The organism is Neorhizobium tunisiense, assembly GCF_039631515.1.
GTDB lineage: Bacteria > Pseudomonadota > Alphaproteobacteria > Rhizobiales > Rhizobiaceae > Neorhizobium.
Genome location: NZ_JBDIUU010000003.1, coordinates 156,224 through 172,744 on the forward strand (window position 1 = coordinate 156,224; position 16,521 = coordinate 172,744).

At 62.0% G+C, this 16,521-nt stretch carries 15 protein-coding genes; 12 read left to right on the plus strand and 3 right to left on the minus strand.

The window, feature by feature from the left end; all coding sequences use genetic code 11:
• Positions 1 to 150: 150 nt before the first annotated feature.
• From ABCW43_RS14845 to ABCW43_RS14875, 6 genes are all read left to right on the plus strand, one after another.
• Positions 151 to 891 (plus strand): LuxR family transcriptional regulator, encoded by a 741-nt coding sequence (locus tag ABCW43_RS14845; RefSeq protein WP_345925729.1) that lies wholly within the window; start codon positions 151 to 153, stop codon positions 889 to 891.
• Positions 892 to 1,011: 120 nt separating this feature from the next.
• The gene (gene pyc, locus ABCW43_RS14850; RefSeq protein ID WP_345925731.1) at positions 1,012 to 4,473 is read left to right on the plus strand and encodes a pyruvate carboxylase; all 3,462 of its coding nucleotides are present in this window, start codon (positions 1,012 to 1,014) and stop codon (positions 4,471 to 4,473) included.
• A gap of 382 nt (positions 4,474 to 4,855) precedes the next feature.
• Complete coding sequence (locus tag ABCW43_RS14860) at positions 4,856 to 6,046, plus strand: MFS transporter (RefSeq protein ID WP_345925733.1); 1,191 nt, start codon at positions 4,856 to 4,858, stop codon at positions 6,044 to 6,046.
• A 160-nt stretch (positions 6,047 to 6,206) separates the two neighbouring features.
• Positions 6,207 to 7,457 (plus strand): flavodoxin-dependent (E)-4-hydroxy-3-methylbut-2-enyl-diphosphate synthase, encoded by a 1,251-nt coding sequence (gene ispG, locus ABCW43_RS14865; RefSeq protein ID WP_345925735.1) that lies wholly within the window; start codon positions 6,207 to 6,209, stop codon positions 7,455 to 7,457.
• A 4-nt stretch (positions 7,458 to 7,461) separates the two neighbouring features.
• Complete coding sequence (hisC, locus tag ABCW43_RS14870; RefSeq protein WP_345925737.1) at positions 7,462 to 8,526, plus strand: histidinol-phosphate transaminase; 1,065 nt, start codon at positions 7,462 to 7,464, stop codon at positions 8,524 to 8,526.
• Positions 8,527 to 8,688: 162 nt separating this feature from the next.
• Entirely contained in the window at positions 8,689 to 9,348 is a 660-nt protein-coding gene (locus tag ABCW43_RS14875; protein ID WP_310219526.1) for a YiaD family glycine zipper/OmpA-like lipoprotein, read from the plus strand.
• Between the two features lie 32 nt (positions 9,349 to 9,380).
• On the opposite strand, the gene ABCW43_RS14880 is transcribed toward ABCW43_RS14875, so the two are convergent.
• Together ABCW43_RS14880 and ABCW43_RS14885 are read right to left on the minus strand one after the other, a co-directional pair.
• On the minus strand, positions 9,381 to 10,022 hold the full coding sequence (locus ABCW43_RS14880) for a LysE family translocator (protein ID WP_345925742.1): 642 nt from the start codon (positions 10,020 to 10,022) through the stop codon (positions 9,381 to 9,383).
• 19 nt (positions 10,023 to 10,041) lie between these two features.
• On the minus strand, positions 10,042 to 10,956 hold the full coding sequence (locus ABCW43_RS14885; RefSeq protein ID WP_345925744.1) for a polyprenyl synthetase family protein: 915 nt from the start codon (positions 10,954 to 10,956) through the stop codon (positions 10,042 to 10,044).
• Positions 10,957 to 11,086: 130 nt separating this feature from the next.
• Between ABCW43_RS14885 and mtgA the strand changes: the two genes are divergently transcribed.
• From mtgA to ABCW43_RS14905, 4 genes are all read left to right on the plus strand, one after another.
• Complete coding sequence (gene mtgA / locus ABCW43_RS14890) at positions 11,087 to 11,830, plus strand: monofunctional biosynthetic peptidoglycan transglycosylase (protein ID WP_445738949.1); 744 nt, start codon at positions 11,087 to 11,089, stop codon at positions 11,828 to 11,830.
• Between the two features lie 72 nt (positions 11,831 to 11,902).
• Positions 11,903 to 12,550, plus strand: a complete 648-nt coding sequence (locus tag ABCW43_RS14895; RefSeq protein ID WP_345925746.1) for a glutathione S-transferase family protein — start codon at positions 11,903 to 11,905, stop codon at positions 12,548 to 12,550.
• Positions 12,551 to 12,699: 149 nt separating this feature from the next.
• Positions 12,700 to 12,885: a 50S ribosomal protein L32 gene (rpmF, locus tag ABCW43_RS14900; RefSeq protein ID WP_007759580.1), complete on the plus strand. Its 186-nt coding sequence runs from the start codon at positions 12,700 to 12,702 to the stop codon at positions 12,883 to 12,885.
• 138 nt (positions 12,886 to 13,023) lie between these two features.
• Positions 13,024 to 13,431, plus strand: coding sequence for a hypothetical protein (locus tag ABCW43_RS14905; protein WP_306873618.1), 408 nt, complete (start codon positions 13,024 to 13,026; stop codon positions 13,429 to 13,431).
• Positions 13,432 to 13,445: 14 nt separating this feature from the next.
• Here the strand turns inward: ABCW43_RS14905 and phaR are convergent, their stop codons facing one another.
• On the minus strand, positions 13,446 to 14,021 hold the full coding sequence (gene phaR, locus ABCW43_RS14910) for a polyhydroxyalkanoate synthesis repressor PhaR (protein WP_345925752.1): 576 nt from the start codon (positions 14,019 to 14,021) through the stop codon (positions 13,446 to 13,448).
• A gap of 262 nt (positions 14,022 to 14,283) precedes the next feature.
• Here phaR and ABCW43_RS14915 point away from each other — a divergent pair, with 262 nt between their 5' ends.
• A complete protein-coding gene (locus tag ABCW43_RS14915; protein ID WP_345925754.1) occupies positions 14,284 to 15,465 on the plus strand; it encodes an acetyl-CoA C-acetyltransferase in 1,182 nt (393 codons plus the stop codon).
• 134 nt (positions 15,466 to 15,599) lie between these two features.
• Positions 15,600 to 16,328, plus strand: a complete 729-nt coding sequence (locus tag ABCW43_RS14920; protein WP_345925756.1) for a beta-ketoacyl-ACP reductase — start codon at positions 15,600 to 15,602, stop codon at positions 16,326 to 16,328.
• Positions 16,329 to 16,521 lie beyond the last annotated feature (193 nt).

The window sequence follows — 16,521 nt, forward strand, 5'->3', positions numbered from 1 at the left end:
CGGCTTATTGCAGAAAGCCGTCAAGGGCTAGATTTCGCGGTATACCTTCAATGAATGATAACTATGCTAATCGATTGTGAATAAGGGAAGTTACTGAAATTTAACATAAAGACAAGAATCGCCCGGAAAGAACGCGGCGGGGAGCAAGCCTTGAACATTCAGCTGGTCGTGCAACTCTTGGTACTCGTGGGGGAAATCAAGACCGAGGCGGAGCTGACGGCCCAGCTCGAATCTCTGCTGAAGGCCTACGGATTCGACTATTATGGACTGGTCGTGCGGCCGCGCTCCCTTCAAAATCCGGCCGGTCTTGTCCTGGCCGGCCGCTGGCCGGAAGGCTGGCAGGAAATCTACGAGGCCCGCAAATATGCCCTGGTCGATCCGACCGTTCGAATGCTCGGCATCGCGCAAAGGCCCTTCCGCTGGCGGGATGCGGTCCTCAGGCTCCGGAACGATCCGCATCGGCAGCGCATGCAGCGGATGATGCAGGAGGGGACACGTCACGGCCTTCAGGACGGTTACCTGTTTCCGGTCCATGGCCGCAACGGCCTGCTCGGCAACATGACGCTCGGGGGGCGCCCGGTGGATCTCTCGCCCGCTGAAATGGCGCTTTTCGAGGCTGCTGCCAAGAAGGTATTCTGGCGGTTTCTGGACCTGCGCGGCCAGGCGGAAGAACTTGAGGCCGCCGCAAAGGTGGACACCCAGCTTACCCGCCGCGAGATGGAGGTCATCGTACTGCTCGCCGACGGCCTGACCTCCAACGAGGTCGCAAAGTCGCTCGACATCTCCAGCCATACCGTCGACTGGTACATCAACGGGCTTCAGGAGAAGCTGCGCGCCAAGAACCGCCAGCACGTGGTCGCTTCGGCATTTCGTTTAGGTCTCATCGCCTGAGCATTTGGTTTCGTTGCGACACGTCCCGTCTCCCCCGACAAATTGCGCTTGCCTGATTAAGGCAATACTGATTTCTTTGCGGTGCAGCATTACTCTCGATGGCGCCTGAGGAGATCCGTCTTGCCCATTTCCAAGATCCTAGTGGCCAACCGTTCTGAAATAGCGATCCGGGTCTTCCGTGCGGCCAATGAGCTCGGCATCAAGACTGTTGCGATCTGGGCGGAAGAGGACAAGCTTTCGCTGCATCGGTTCAAGGCCGACGAGAGCTATCAGGTCGGCCGAGGCCCACATCTTTCCAAGGATATGGGACCGATCGAAAGCTACCTTTCGATTCCGGAGGTGATCCGCGTCGCCAAGCTTTCCGGCGCCGATGCCATCCATCCGGGCTACGGCCTGCTGTCCGAAAGCCCGGAATTCGTCGAGGCCTGCAACGATGCGGGCATCATCTTCATCGGTCCGCGGCCGGATACGATGCGCCAGCTCGGCAACAAGGTTGCTGCCCGCAACCTGGCGATTTCGGTCGGCGTGCCGGTGGTGCCGGCGACCGAGCCGCTGCCGGACGATATGGCCGAAGTCGCCAAGATGGCCGAAGAGATTGGCTACCCGGTGATGCTGAAGGCCTCCTGGGGCGGCGGCGGGCGCGGCATGCGCGCGATCCGCGATCCGAAGGACCTTGCCAAGGAAGTCGTTGAAGCCAAGCGCGAGGCGATGGCCGCTTTCGGCAAGGACGAGGTCTATCTCGAAAAGCTCGTCGAGCGCGCCCGCCACGTCGAAAGCCAGATCCTCGGGGATACGCATGGCAACGTCGTGCATCTCTTCGAGCGCGATTGTTCGATCCAGCGCCGTAACCAGAAGGTCGTGGAGCGTGCTCCGGCACCCTATCTGTCGGAAGCACAGCGGCAGGAGTTGGCTGCCTATTCGCTGAAGATCGCCGCAGCGACCAATTATGTCGGTGCCGGCACGGTCGAGTACCTGATGGATGCCGATACCGGTAAGTTCTACTTCATCGAGGTGAACCCGCGCATCCAGGTCGAGCACACCGTGACGGAAGTGGTCACCGGCATCGACATCGTCAAGGCGCAGATCCATATCCTCGAAGGTTTTGCGATCGGCACGCCTGAATCCGGCGTCCCGGCTCAAGCCGACATCCGCCTCCACGGCCACGCGCTGCAATGCCGTATCACGACCGAAGACCCGGAACACAATTTCATTCCGGACTACGGCCGTATCACCGCCTATCGTTCGGCGGCCGGTTTCGGCATCCGTCTCGACGGCGGTACCGCCTATTCGGGGGCGGTCATCACCCGCTATTACGATCCGCTGCTGGTCAAGGTGACGGCCGCCGGCTCGACGCCACAGGAAGCCATCAGCCGCATGGACCGGGCGCTGCGCGAATTCCGCATCCGCGGCGTGGCCACCAACCTGACCTTCCTCGAAGCGATCATCGGCCATCCGAAATTCCGCGACAATTCCTATACAACGCGGTTCATCGACACGACTCCGGAACTGTTCGAGCAGGTCAAGCGCCAGGACCGCGCCACCAAGCTGCTCACCTATCTTGCCGACGTCACCGTCAACGGCCATCCGGAAACCAAGGGCCGGCCCCTACCTTCCGAGCACGCCGCAAAGCCTGTCCTGCCCTATATCAACGGCCCGGTCCCGGACGGTACCAAACAGCTCCTCGACACGCTCGGTCCGAAAAAATTCGGCGAATGGATGCGCAACGAAAAGCGCGTGCTGATCACCGACACGACGATGCGCGATGGCCATCAGTCGCTGCTGGCCACCCGCATGCGCACCTATGACATCGCGCGCGTCGCCGGCGTCTATGCGCGAGCGTTGCCGAACCTGTTCTCGCTGGAATGCTGGGGCGGGGCGACTTTCGACGTTTCCATGCGCTTCCTCACCGAAGACCCGTGGGAACGCCTGGCGATGATCCGCGAGGGCGCGCCGAACCTGCTCTTGCAGATGCTTCTGCGTGGTGCCAACGGCGTCGGCTACAAGAACTATCCCGACAACGTGGTGAAATATTTCGTTGCCCAGGCCGCAAGGGGCGGCATCGACCTGTTCCGTGTCTTCGACTGCCTTAACTGGGTCGAGAACATGCGTGTCTCGATGGATGCGATCCAGGAGGAGAACAAGCTCTGCGAGGCGGCGATCTGCTATACCGGCGATCTCCTGAACTCCGCGCGCCCGAAATACGACCTCAAATATTACGTCTCGCTGGCCGAAGAGCTGGAGAAGGCGGGCGCCCATATCATCGCGCTGAAGGACATGGCCGGTCTCCTGAAGCCGGCCGCGGCAAAGGTGCTGTTCAAGGCGCTGCGCGAGGCGACCTCGCTGCCGATCCATTTCCACACCCATGATACGTCGGGCATCTCGGCCGCGACCGTGCTTGCGGCGGTTGATGCGGGCGTCGATGCGGTCGATGCGGCGATGGATGCGGTTTCCGGCAATACGTCGCAGCCCTGCCTCGGCTCGATCGTCGAGGCGCTGGCCGGCGGCGAGCGCGATCCGGGCCTCGATCCGGAATGGATTCGTCGCATCTCGTTCTATTGGGAAGCGGTGCGCAACCAATATGCCGCCTTCGAGAGTGACCTCAAGGGGCCGGCGTCGGAAGTCTATCTGCATGAGATGCCGGGCGGTCAGTTCACCAACCTCAAGGAACAGGCCCGGTCGCTCGGCCTCGACACCAAGTGGCACAAGGTCGCGCAGACCTATGCGGATGTGAACCAGATGTTCGGCGACATCGTCAAGGTGACGCCGTCCTCCAAGGTGGTCGGTGACATGGCGCTGATGATGGTCTCACAAGACCTCACCGTCGCCGATGTCGAGAACCCCGCCAAGGACATCGCCTTCCCGGATTCGGTTGTGTCGATGCTGAAGGGCGATCTCGGTCAGCCCCCCGGCGGCTGGCCGCAGGCGCTGCAGAAAAAGGCGCTGAAGGGTGAGGCGCCCTATACGGCGGTGCCCGGCTCGCTTCTGGCCCCGGCGGATCTCGCAGCGGAAAGAAAAGTCATCGAGGACAAGCTGGAGCGCAAGATCGATGATTTCGAATTTGCGTCCTACCTCATGTATCCGAAAGTGTTCACGGACTTTGCGCTGGCCTCCGACACTTATGGCCCGGTCTCGGTGCTGCCGACGCATGCCTATTTCTACGGGCTCGGCGACGGCGAGGAACTGTTTGCTGATATCGAGAAGGGCAAGACGCTGGTCGTCGTCAATCAGGCGATGAGCGGCACGGATGCCCAGGGCATGGTCACCGTGTTCTTCGAGCTGAACGGCCAGCCGCGCCGCATCAAGGTGCCGGACCGGGCGCATGGGGCTTCCGGCAGCGCGGTGCGCCGCAAAGCCGAACTAGGCAATGCGACCCATCTCGGCGCGCCGATGCCGGGTGTCATCAGCCGCGTCTTTGCGACAACGGGCCAGGCGGTCAAGGCCGGCGACGTGCTGCTCTCCATTGAGGCAATGAAGATGGAAACCGCACTGCATGCCGAAAAGGATGGCACGATCGCGGAAGTGCTGGTCAAGGCCGGCGACCAGATCGACGCCAAGGATCTGCTGATCGTCTACGGCGGCTGAATTCGGCCGCCTTTCCCTGGCTGCCCGGACTTTCCGGCCGAGCCTTTCGCCGAAGATGATCATCAGGCCGGCGCCGCCGATCAGGATTGCGCCGGCCGTGACGTTCGCGGCCGGTGGATCGCTCCAGATCAGGAAACCGAGCGCGGTATATTCGAACGGAGCGAGCACCGAGACCGGCGCATGCCCTCGAAATAAGGGTACTGCGCTACACCGCCGCGCAGGCCCCCGGAAGCCGGAGTTTCGGCAAGCTATCATCTTCGCGAACATTTCTCGCCGTTGCGGGTTTCCCCTCGATACAATTTGTGAGAGGGAGGGCCCTTTCGCGGCGTTGCAATTTCAATCGATTTAAATATGGTCGCGGCGATCGAAAAGGAGCTTACCCATGGATAGTCGCGCGCCCGTAAACACTGCCTCAGGCTCACGAACTTTCATCACCCGCGAAAGAGTTGGTGTGTCGCTGCTCTTCCTGATGAACGGCTTCATGGTCGGCGCCTGGGCACCAAAAATTCCCGAATTCGCAAGCCGATTGAGCTTGAGCGAGAGTTCGCTCGGGTTGATGATCCTGACCTTCGGGCTCGGATCGCTCGTGATGATGCCGCTTGCCGGCAGCCAGATCGCCCGCTTCGGATCGAGTCAGGTCTCCAAATACACGTCGGTGCTTTTGACGCCGACATTGCTCCTTCTCACCTGGGTCGGCAGCATCTGGTCCGGTGCGGTCGCCATCTTCCTGTTCGGCGGTTTGATCGGGGCGATGGACGTCGCGATGAATGCCAATGCGGTTTCGGTCGAGAAGAAGATGCGCCGGGCGATCATGTCATCCTGCCATGCTTTCTGGAGCCTCGGCGGATTGCTTGGCTCGTCGACGGGCGGCTTTCTGATCGAACATATCGGCGTTTCCGTGCATGCCATCCTCGTCACCGTTCTGGCGGCGCTGATGATCGTCGCGGCCTGGCGGACCGTGCTGCACGATGCGCCACATCCGGACGAGGCCAAACACAGCGGAAGCCGGCTGCCGCGTTCGCCGCTGCCCTGGCTGATCGGCATCATGGCGCTGTTCTGCATGATCCCGGAAGGTGCGATCCTCGATTGGGGCGCGCTTTACCTGCGCAACGAGCTTGCGGCCTCCGTCACCCTGTCCGGGTTCGCCTTCGCGGCCTTTTCGCTGACCATGGCGACGATGCGGTTTGCCGGCGACCTGATCCGCGATCGTTTTGGCGCGGTGAAGACGCTGCGTGTCTGCGCCGTCATCTCGATCTTCGGCCTGCTGCTGATCGGCTTTGCCCAAAACGCGCCGATGGCGATCGCCGGTTTTGCGCTGACGGGTATCGGTATTTCCAACATCGTGCCGATCGCCTTCTCGGCCGCCGGCAACCTGCCGGGCATGGCGGCCGGCGTCGGGTTGTCAGTCGTCACCACCATGGGGTATTCCGGCATCCTCGTTGCCCCATCCGCTATCGGCTTTATCGCCGAACATACCGGGCTTGCGATCATCTTCGCCGGCCTCTCGGCGCTGATTGTCGTGGTGCTGGTGCTTTCGCCTTTGGCCAGGCATGCGGACACAGCGCATCACTGAGGCTGCGTCGGCTTGCCGGGTTGGAACGGCGCCGGACTGGAACGGGGCCGGGCTGGAACGGGAAGGACCGGTGCGATAAAGTGAGTGTCGCGGCGGTTGACAAGCTGCAAGCCATACGCCACCTGAAAGGCGCTTCATTCCCAAGGCGACGAGACTTCCGATGACCGTACCCATCGACTACGACCCGAAACCGCGCCGCGCCACAGTCGCCGTCGATGTCGGCGGCGTCATCGTCGGAGGGGGCGCGCCAGTCGTCGTGCAGTCGATGACCAATACCGATACCGCCGATATCGACGGAACGGTCGCCCAGGTCGCCGCCCTCTACAAGGCCGGTTCGGAGATAGTCCGCATCACCGTCGATCGTGACGAGAGTGCCGCCGCGGTACCAAAAATCCGCGAGCGCCTGCTGCGGCTTGGCATGGATGTGCCGCTGGTCGGCGATTTTCACTATATCGGCCATAAGCTGCTCGCCGATCATCCGGCCTGCGCCGAGGCGCTGGCGAAATACCGGATCAATCCCGGCAATGTCGGCTTCAAGGACAAGAAGGACAAGCAGTTCGGCGACATCATCGAGATGGCGATCCGTTACGACAAACCAGTGCGTATTGGCGTCAACTGGGGTTCGCTCGACCAGGACCTGCTGACCACGCTGATGGATCGCAACGCCGCAGACGGTTCGCCGCTGTCGGCCCGCCAGGTCATGCATGAGGCGATCGTCCAGTCGGCGCTGATTTCCGCCGAGCTTGCCGAGCAGATCGGCCTGCCGCGCAACCGCATCATCCTGTCGGCCAAGGTCAGCCAGGTGCAGGACCTGATCGCCGTCTATTCGATGCTTGCCGAGCGTTCCAACCATGCCCTGCATCTCGGCCTCACCGAAGCCGGCATGGGTTCCAAGGGCATCGTCGCCTCGTCGGCGGCCATGGGTTACGTGCTGCAGCACGGGATCGGTGACACGATCCGCGTTTCGCTGACGCCCGAGCCGAACGGCGACCGCACCCGCGAAGTGCAGGTGGCGCAGGAACTGCTGCAGGTCATGGGTTTTCGCCAGTTCGTGCCCGTCGTCGCGGCTTGTCCCGGCTGCGGTCGGACGACCTCGACTGTGTTTCAGGAACTTGCCCAGAACATCCAGAACGACCTTCGCAAGAACATGCCGGTCTGGCGCGAGAAATATCCGGGCGTCGAAGCGCTCAACGTCGCGGTGATGGGCTGCATCGTCAACGGTCCCGGCGAGAGCAAACATGCCGATATCGGCATCTCGCTGCCAGGCACCGGCGAAACGCCGGCCGCACCGGTATTTATTGACGGCAAGAAAGCGATGACGCTGCGTGGTGTGAATATCGCCGCCGATTTCGAGAAGCTGGTCGTCGACTACATCGAGCAGCGCTTCGGCCAACGCACGGCTGCCGAATAATCTCATGAGCCAATACTGGTCGCCGATCGTCAGCCGGCTTTCGCCCTACGTCGCGGGCGAGCAGCCGCGTATTCAGAACCTGGTCAAGCTCAACACCAACGAGAACCCTTACGGGCCCTCTGCGAAGGCGGTTGCCGCAATCCAGGCGGCGGCGGACGATGCGCTACGGCTTTACCCGGATCCGTCGGCAACGGCGTTGCGTGAAGCCATCGCCGCGCGTTTCGGGTTGGAAGCGGACCAGGTTTTCGTGGGCAACGGTTCGGACGAGGTGCTCGCGCACACGTTCCAGGCGCTGTTGAAGCACGACAAGCCGCTGCTTTATCCGGATATTACCTACAGTTTCTATCCGACCTATAGCCGGCTCTACGATATCGACGTCGTCGAGATCCCGCTCGACGAAGGCTTCCGGATCAGGTTTTCCGACTACGACCGCCCCAGCGGCGCGATCATCATCCCGAATCCGAATGCGCCGACCGGCATCGGCCTGGCCCTTACGGAGATCGAGGCGCTGGTTGCCGCGCATCCGGACGCGCCTGTCGTGGTGGACGAGGCCTATATCGATTTCGGCGGCGAGACTGCCGCGAGCCTCATCGCGCGCTATCCGAACCTTCTCGTCATCCAGACGCTGTCGAAGTCCCGTTCGCTTGCTGGCATGCGTGTCGGTTTCGCGCTCGGCCAGCGGCACCTGATCGATGCCCTGCAACGGGTGAAGGACAGTTTCAATTCCTATCCGCTCGACCGGCTGGCGCAGGTCGCGGCGACGGCCGCGATCGAGGATGTTGCCTGGTTCGAGGCCTGCCGGCAGAAGATCATCGCGACCCGCGACCGCGTCAGCGAAGAACTGCAGGCTATGGGTTTCGATGTGCTGCCGTCACAGGCGAACTTCGTCTTCGCCCGGCATCCGGCCCTGGCGGGCGCCGAAGTCTATTCGGCTTTGCGGGCCGAGGGCGTGCTGGTGCGGCACTGGAACAAGCCGCGCATAGCCGACTATCTGCGCATCTCGATCGGCACAGATGCCGAATGCGACCGGCTGCTCGACGTTCTGAAAGGCCTGCCGGCGGCCGTCTGATCCGCCCGTTTTATCGCCGTATCGGATCTCTTCGCCCGGTGTCTGGACCGGCACCGGTCCGACCTGCTGCCTGTCGATGACGAAGACCTTCCGCCCTCCTCGCTATTGCCGCAATTCGTGGTAAATGAGGTATCACCACTGACGACGGGGATATCCATTTACATGCTCAAGAAAATCGCAATCGTCGCACTTTGCGCGACCTATCTTTCCGCCTGCACCACGACCGACCCCTATACGGGCGAGCAGAAGGTTTCCAACACCGCCGGCGGCGCCGCCATCGGCGCGGGCCTCGGGGCACTTGCCGGCGGCTTGACCGGCGGACGCCATGCGGGCCGCAATGCGCTGATCGGTGCCGGTATCGGCGCGCTCGCCGGTGGCGGGATCGGCGCCTATATGGACAACCAGGAAGCGGAACTGCGCGCGCAGCTGCAGGGCACCGGTGTTTCGGTGACCCGTGTCGGCGACCGGATCATTCTTAACATGCCGTCCAACATCACTTTTGCCACCGACCAGGACCAGGTGATCCCGCCCTTCTATCGGACGCTGGATTCCGTCGCGATCGTGCTGAACAAGTTCAACCGCACCCTGATCGACGTGAACGGTCATACGGACTCGACTGGCAGCCTGCAGCATAACCAGGCCCTCTCCGAACGCCGCGCCGCCTCCGTCGCGAATTATCTCGGCGGCCGTGGTGTGGATCAGCGCCGCATGTCGACCATGGGCTTCGGCCCGTCGCAGCCGGTTGCCACCAATGCGACCTCGGACGGCCGTGCGCAGAACCGCCGTGTCGAAGTGGCGATCGCGCCTATCACCCAGGGCTGATCAGAAGAAGGCGGATAAGGAAGGCGGGCCGCTCAGATGCGGCTCGTCAGCAGCTTCAGGCCGGCGACGCTGTAGAACACAGCCATCGTACCTTCGACCCAGCGCCGCGCGGCCTTGTAGCCGCGCAGTGCGTGGGATGTCGAAAACACCAGCGCATAGGTGGTGAAGATCAGCAGGCTCGAGCTCATGCAGACGGCGATGATCAGGAGGATCGCCGAGGTTGGCGCATTGTCCGGCAGGCCGAGCGAGATGATCGCCAGCCATGCGAAGATCGCCTTCGGATTGGTGACGTGGACCGCGTAACCGCGCAGCCAGAGCTGGCGGGCGGTATAGTTCGTCCTGGCATTGCCGAGTGCAACCTTGGAATCCGGCAGGCGCGCGGACTTATAGGCCTTCCAGGCGAGGTAGATCAGGTAGATCCCGCCGAGTACCTTCATGACTTCCAGCGCGATCGCATAGTTGCGCAGCAGTGCTGCAAGACCGAGTGCGGCGGCGCAGGCCCAGGTGAACGAGCCGCTGGCGATGCCGAGCGCCGTGATCAGGCCGGCGCGGCGGCCTTGCGAGATCGAGGTGCCGATGATGGCGAAATTGGCCGGACCCGGGCTCGCGACATTGATGACATAGGCGATATAGGCCGGCCACATGTACGGCAGATAGCTCAGGACGTCCGGCATTCTCGTCTCCTATTCCTTTTTAGTTTTCCCGGTTGGCGATGAAGCGCGCGGTCTCCTGGAGAATGGACGCCTTTTCGCCGTAGGGCGCAAGCAGTTCGACGGCCTCGGCGGTCAAAACGTCCAGCCGGTTTTCCGCCCAGGTTATGCCGTGCAGCGCGACGAGCGTGCCCTTGCCGCGTCCGGCGTCCTTGCCGGTTGCCTTGCCCATGGTGGCGGCATCCGAGGTTAGGTCGAGCAGATCGTCGGCGAGCTGGAAGGCAAGGCCGATTTTCTGGCCGAAGAGCCGCAGCCGTTCGCGATGCTGCGGTTGCGAGCCGGCGATGATCGGGCCTGCCTCGCAGGCAAACCGCAGCAACGCACCGGTCTTCATCGCCTGCAATGTGGTGATGCCCGCCTCGTCGGGGGGCGATTTTTCCGCTGCGAGATCGAGTGCCTGGCCGCCGGCCATGCCGCCCGGTCCCGCAGCGCGGGCAAGCGACAGGACGAGTTCCGTCTTCAGCCGGTCGGCCAGCGCGGTTTCAGGTGCTGCGACGATATCGAAGGCGTAGGTCAGCAGGCTGTCGCCGGCGAGGATCGCGGTCGCCTCGTCGAAGGCCTTGTGAACGGTCGGCTGGCCGCGGCGCAGGTCGTCATCGTCCATGGCCGGCAGGTCGTCATGGATCAGCGAATAACAATGCAGGCATTCGAGCGCGACGCCGACACGAAGGGCGGCATCGGCCGGACCGCCAAGCAGGGCCGCACTCTCGCGGACGAGGAAGGGCCGTAGCCGTTTTCCGCCGTTCAGCGATCCATGCCGCATGGCGGCCATCAGATGCGCCGGGCGGGTCATCTCGTCGGGAAGAGGGGTATCGGACAGGAGAGACGAAAGCAGTGCTCCCGTCTCCGCGGCGCTCTGCCGCAGCCGTGTTTCGAATGCCGTTTTCGCGTCCGTCATGGCCGCTGTTTGGCATGCCGATGGTTGGCTGGCAACGGCGATTCACCGGGACACGCGAAGTTTTCGGCGCCGGACTCGCCTTGGCCACGTTGAGCGGTTATGAAACTTAAAACGAGGGACGCGTGGGATATTGGACTTCACACCCGAACAGCAGGTGCAGGAGGAGCCCGTGAGGGCCGGCTGGAGACGGCGCCCGGTTTCGGGCAATCTGATCCGCCGGATCGTGCTGGTCGCGATCGCGCTGGTGGTGTTGCCCTATCTTCTGATCTTCGTCTACGCGCTGCCGTTCACCCGTCCCGTCTCGACGCTGATGCTGTCGGAGCTCGCGCTGTTTCGTGGATACGACCGGCGCTGGGTGAGTCTCGACGCGATCTCGCCCAATCTCGTCCGTTCGGTGATGATGTCCGAGGACGGCCAGTTCTGTTTCCACGGCGGCGTCGACTGGAACCAGATGCGCGGCGTGGTCGAGGATGCGCTCGACGGAGAGGCGACGCGCGGCGCCAGCACCATTCCGATGCAGACCGCCAAGAACCTGTTCCTCTGGAACGGCCGCTCCTTCATCCGCAAGGGGCTGGAACTGCCCTTGGCGCTGGGTGCAGACCTCGTCTTGTCGAAGCGGCGGATGATGGAGATCTATCTCAACATCGCCGAATGGGGGCCAGGCATCTATGGGGCGGAAGCGGCGGCGCAATATCATTTCAAGGTGCCGGCTTCGAAACTGAGCGCCCGGCAGGCCGCACTTCTCGCGGTCGCTCTCCCCAATCCCATTACCCGCGTCGCCAGCAAACCGAGCCGCGGCGTGCAGCGGTTGGCCGGCGTCGTCGAGAGTCGGGCCCGCGGTTCCGGCGATTACATCAAATGCATTTATGACTGAGGTCTATCGATTTCATTGGTCGTCTCCGGCCACGGCCATTATAGGCTGAATAAACCAATGGGGGACGTGACCATGGAAAAGCTTACTCTTTATATCGGTAACAAGAATTATTCCTCCTGGTCCTTCCGCCCATGGATCGCGCTGACGGCGGCGGGCATTGACTTCGAGGAAGTGCTGATCCCCTTCGACTTCCCGGCCGGCAATCCGAAATTCGAGCCGATCTCGCCGACCGGCAAGGTGCCGGTGCTGCACCAGGGCGATATACGCGTCTGGGAATCGCTTGCGATCATCGAATACGCCGCCGAACTTTTCCCTGACAAAGGCATCTGGCCGAAAGCCGCTGCAGACCGAGCCGTCGCCCGCTCCATCTCGATGGAGATGATTTCCGGCTTCCGGGCGCTGCGCAACGCCTGCCCGATGAACATGCGCCGGCCGAAGGGCAGGATCGCGCTTGCGGACGGCGTGATGGACGACGTGGCGCGCATTGAGACCATCTGGCGCGAGCTCCGGGCGAAATCCGGCGGACCGTTCCTGTTCGGCGATTTTTCCGGAGCGGACGCGATGTTTGCGCCTGTCGTCAGCCGTTTCGACGTCTATGACCTGGCGACGGATGCGGAGACGCTCGCCTATATGACGGCGATGAAATCCCATCCGGCCTGGCTCAAGTGGCAGGAGGCCGCACTTGCCGAAACCTGGATCGTCCCGGAGGATGAGGTTTAAGTCGCATATTTCTCAAAAAATCCGGGCAGGGACTGGTCAAAGCCCGGTGGGGCATGTATAAGCCGCCCAAATTTCCGAGATCGAGACATGTCCAATCGGCCTCAGTTCCGGCCGGGGATTATGTTTTGCACGCAAGTGGAGTAATCAAAATGGCTGTACCGAAGAGAAAAACGAGCCCGTCGAAGCGCGGTATGCGCCGCTCCGCAGACGCACTCAAGGCTCCGACCTATATCGAAGACAAGAACTCCGGCGAACTGCGTCGCCCGCACCATGTCGATCTGAAGACCGGCATGTATCGCGGCCGTCAGGTTCTGACGCCGAAGGAAAATGCATAAGCGTTTTTCGTTCTATTGCATCAAAGGCCGGCTCTGCCGGCCTTTTTTGTTGCGCGAAGAACTTGTTTTGCTGCGCCAACACTTGCGAAAGCAAGGCAAGCACGTACAGTCCGGCCATATCGACTGGAGGCCGAGACCATGCTTGCCGCGTTGCCGCTGATGATCATCCCGTTCATTCTCTATAACCTGGGCATGCTCGGCATCCTGGGCGGGGGCGGGGTCGCGTCGCTCGGCAACGTCATCAGCTCGCTTCAGATGCTATCGGGTGCCGTCTGGACCATGACGCTCGGCGACGTGATCATCGTCGTCTCGCTGGTCTTCCTGTTCGTGGAAATCCTCAAAGCCAGCCGCAACGGCCGCGGTTCGCTGATCAACCACATGCTGTCGATGCTGGTCTTCATCGCCTATCTGGTGGAGTTCCTGCTGGTGCGGGATGCCGCGACGCAGATCTTCTTCATCCTGATGACGATCACTTTCGTCGACGTCATCGGCGGCTTCGCGGTGGCAATCCGCTCGGCCGGCCGCGACGTATCGATCGGGCTCTAGGCGCCCTTCAGGTCTCAGAGATTGTCGAGGCGGCTCTGCAGGTTGCGGAGCTGTTCCTTCAGCTCGTCGATGTCCTTGGCGTCGGTCTTCTTGGCGGCAGGCGCCTGGGGCTGGCCCGTAAACGGCGAAAACATCTGCATGGCCTGGCGGAACATGTCCGTGTTGCGGCGCACATGTTCTTCCATCATCTGGATCGGCATCTGCAGGTTCTTGCTGAGCGGCGTATCGCCGAAGGCGCGCGTCATCTGCTCGCGCATCTGGACCTGCTGGTCGGTGAAGGCCTTCATCGAGTGTTCGAGGAAGGTCGGCACCACCATCTGCATCTGGTCGCCGTAGTAGGAAATCAGCTGCCGCAGGAAGGAAATCGGCAGCAGCGTGTTGCCGGTCTTGGATTCCTGCTCGAAGATGATCTGGGTCAGAACCGAATGGGTAATGTCATCGCCGCTCTTGGCGTCCTGGACCGTGAATTCCTCGCCCTTCTTCACCATCTTCGCCAGGTCTTCCAGCGTCACATAGGTGCTGGTGCCCGTGTTGTAGAGGCGCCTGTTGGCATATTTCTTGATTATGATTTCGCCTTCGGTCTTTGCCATGATTGCCTCCTGCTCCCGTCAATATGGTTTGGTCATTATCGATTGGCATTGCTTCTCCCAACAGGAATGTAAGCCTAAATGACGAGGACTTACAAACGATTTGTGCGGCGCGGCGACTGCTTTGTTGCGCAGCAAACCCGTGAAATCTAACGGGCATTTTGATGAGAGCCGGTGGCTGCCTCCCGGTGTCCGATCGGGGTTTGACTCTCGGCTAAAGCTTTGCCAGTCTCACGGATAAATATCTAATAAGAGGAAACGCCCCATGACCAATCCATCCATCGTGATCGCAGCCGCGGGCCGTACCGCGGTCGGCTCCTTCAACGGCGCCTTTGCCAATGTCCCGGCGCACGAGCTGGGTGCGGCGGCGATCAAGGGTGCGCTGGCGCGCGCCGGCGTCGAGGCGGCTGAGGTGGACGAGGTGATCCTCGGCCAGGTCCTGCCGGCCGGCGAGGGCCAGAACCCGGCCCGCCAGGCGGCGATGAAGGCCGGTGTGCCGAAGGAAGCCACCGCCTGGGGCGTCAACCAGCTCTGCGGATCGGGCCTGCGCGCCGTCGCGCTCGGCATGCAACAGATCGCGCTTGGCGACGCCAAGATCATCGTTGCCGGCGGCCAGGAATCGATGTCCATGGCGCCGCACTGCGCGCATCTGCGCGGCGGCGTGAAGATGGGCGATTTCAAGATGATCGACACGATGATCAAGGACGGCCTGACCGACGCGTTCTACGGCTACCACATGGGCATCACGGCGGAAAACATCGCCCGCCAGTGGCAGCTTTCCCGCGAGGAGCAGGACCAGTTTGCCGTCTCCTCGCAGAACAAGGCGGAAGCTGCACAGAATGCCGGCCGGTTCAAGGACGAGATCATCCCCTACCTCATCCAGACCCGGAAGGGTGATGTAACCGTCGAGAACGACGAATATATCCGCGCCGGCGCGACACTCGACTCGATGGCGAAGTTGCGTCCCGCCTTCGACAAGGAAGGCACCGTCACCGCCGGGAACGCATCCGGCCTCAATGACGGTGCGGCCGCTGCGGTGCTGATGACGGAGGCGGAAGCCGCCCGCCGCGGCATCACGCCGATGGCGCGTATCGTCTCCTGGGCGACGGCCGGCGTCGATCCGCAGATCATGGGAACGGGCCCGATCCCGGCTTCGCGCAAGGCGCTCGAAAAGGCAGGCTGGAAGGTCGGCGATCTCGATCTCATCGAGGCCAACGAAGCCTTTGCCGCGCAATCCTGCGCCGTCACCAAGGATCTCGGCTTCGATCCGTCGCTCGTCAACGTCAACGGCGGAGCGATCGCGATCGGCCATCCGATCGGCGCGTCGGGTGCCCGCATCCTCAACACGCTTCTTTTCGAGATGAAGCGCCGCGGCGCCAAGAAGGGCCTTGCCACGCTGTGCATCGGCGGCGGGATGGGCGTCGCCATGTGTCTCGAAGCCATGTGATATTTTAGACGGATGTGGGTATCCCGCAGGTTGCAAAACTGCGCGGCGGGACTATCTCCCCATCAAGCATGTCAAAATAGGTAAGTATCCGGTCACACAGAAGGACTGGATCAAATCGAAGAGGGGAAGATCGCATGAGCAGGGTTGCATTGGTTTCGGGAGGAACGCGGGGGATCGGAGCAGCCATCTCCGTCGCGTTGAAGGCGGCCGGTTATCGTGTTGCCGCAAATTTCGCGGGCAATGAGGAAAAGGCGAAAGCTTTCCACGACGAGACCGGGATTCCCGTCTTCAAATGGGATGTCTCCAGTTACCAGGCCTGCGTCGACGGCATAGCAAAAGTGGAGGCCGAGATCGGCCCGATCGAGGTGCTCGTCAACAATGCGGGCATCACCCGTGACGGCATGTTCCACAAGATGACGCCTGAACAGTGGAACGAGGTGATCGGCACCAACCTGACCGGTCTCTTCAACATGACGCATCCGGTCTGGACGGGCATGCGCGACCGCAGTTTCGGCCGTGTCATCAATATCTCCTCCATCAACGGCCAGAAGGGCCAGATGGGGCAGGTGAACTATTCGGCGGCCAAGGCCGGCGATCTCGGCTTTACCAAGGCGTTGGCCCAGGAAGGTGCTGCAAAGAACATCACCGTCAACGCCATCTGCCCCGGTTACATCGCCACCGAAATGGTGCGGGCGGTGCCGGAAAAGGTGCTGAACGAGCGGATCATTCCGCTGATCCCGGTCGGGCGCCTCGGCGAACCGGAAGAGATTGCCCGTTGCGTCGTATTCCTCGCTTCCGACGATGCCGGCTTCATCACCGGTTCGACGCTGACGGCGAATGGCGGCCAGTTCTTCGCGAGCTGATCTCCGGCATTAACCTTCGAGCGGGTTTCGGCGCATGGTGGTGCGCCGAAACGGCCGGTCTATATGGTTAACAAACTGTTTTTGCACGACATATTGCGGTGAACAAACCGCGAAACGGGTGATGTCGCCGATTCGTCGGCGATTCGTTCCGGCTTTGGCCACGGGTTAATGCCAACGGTCTGTGAGGCAAAAC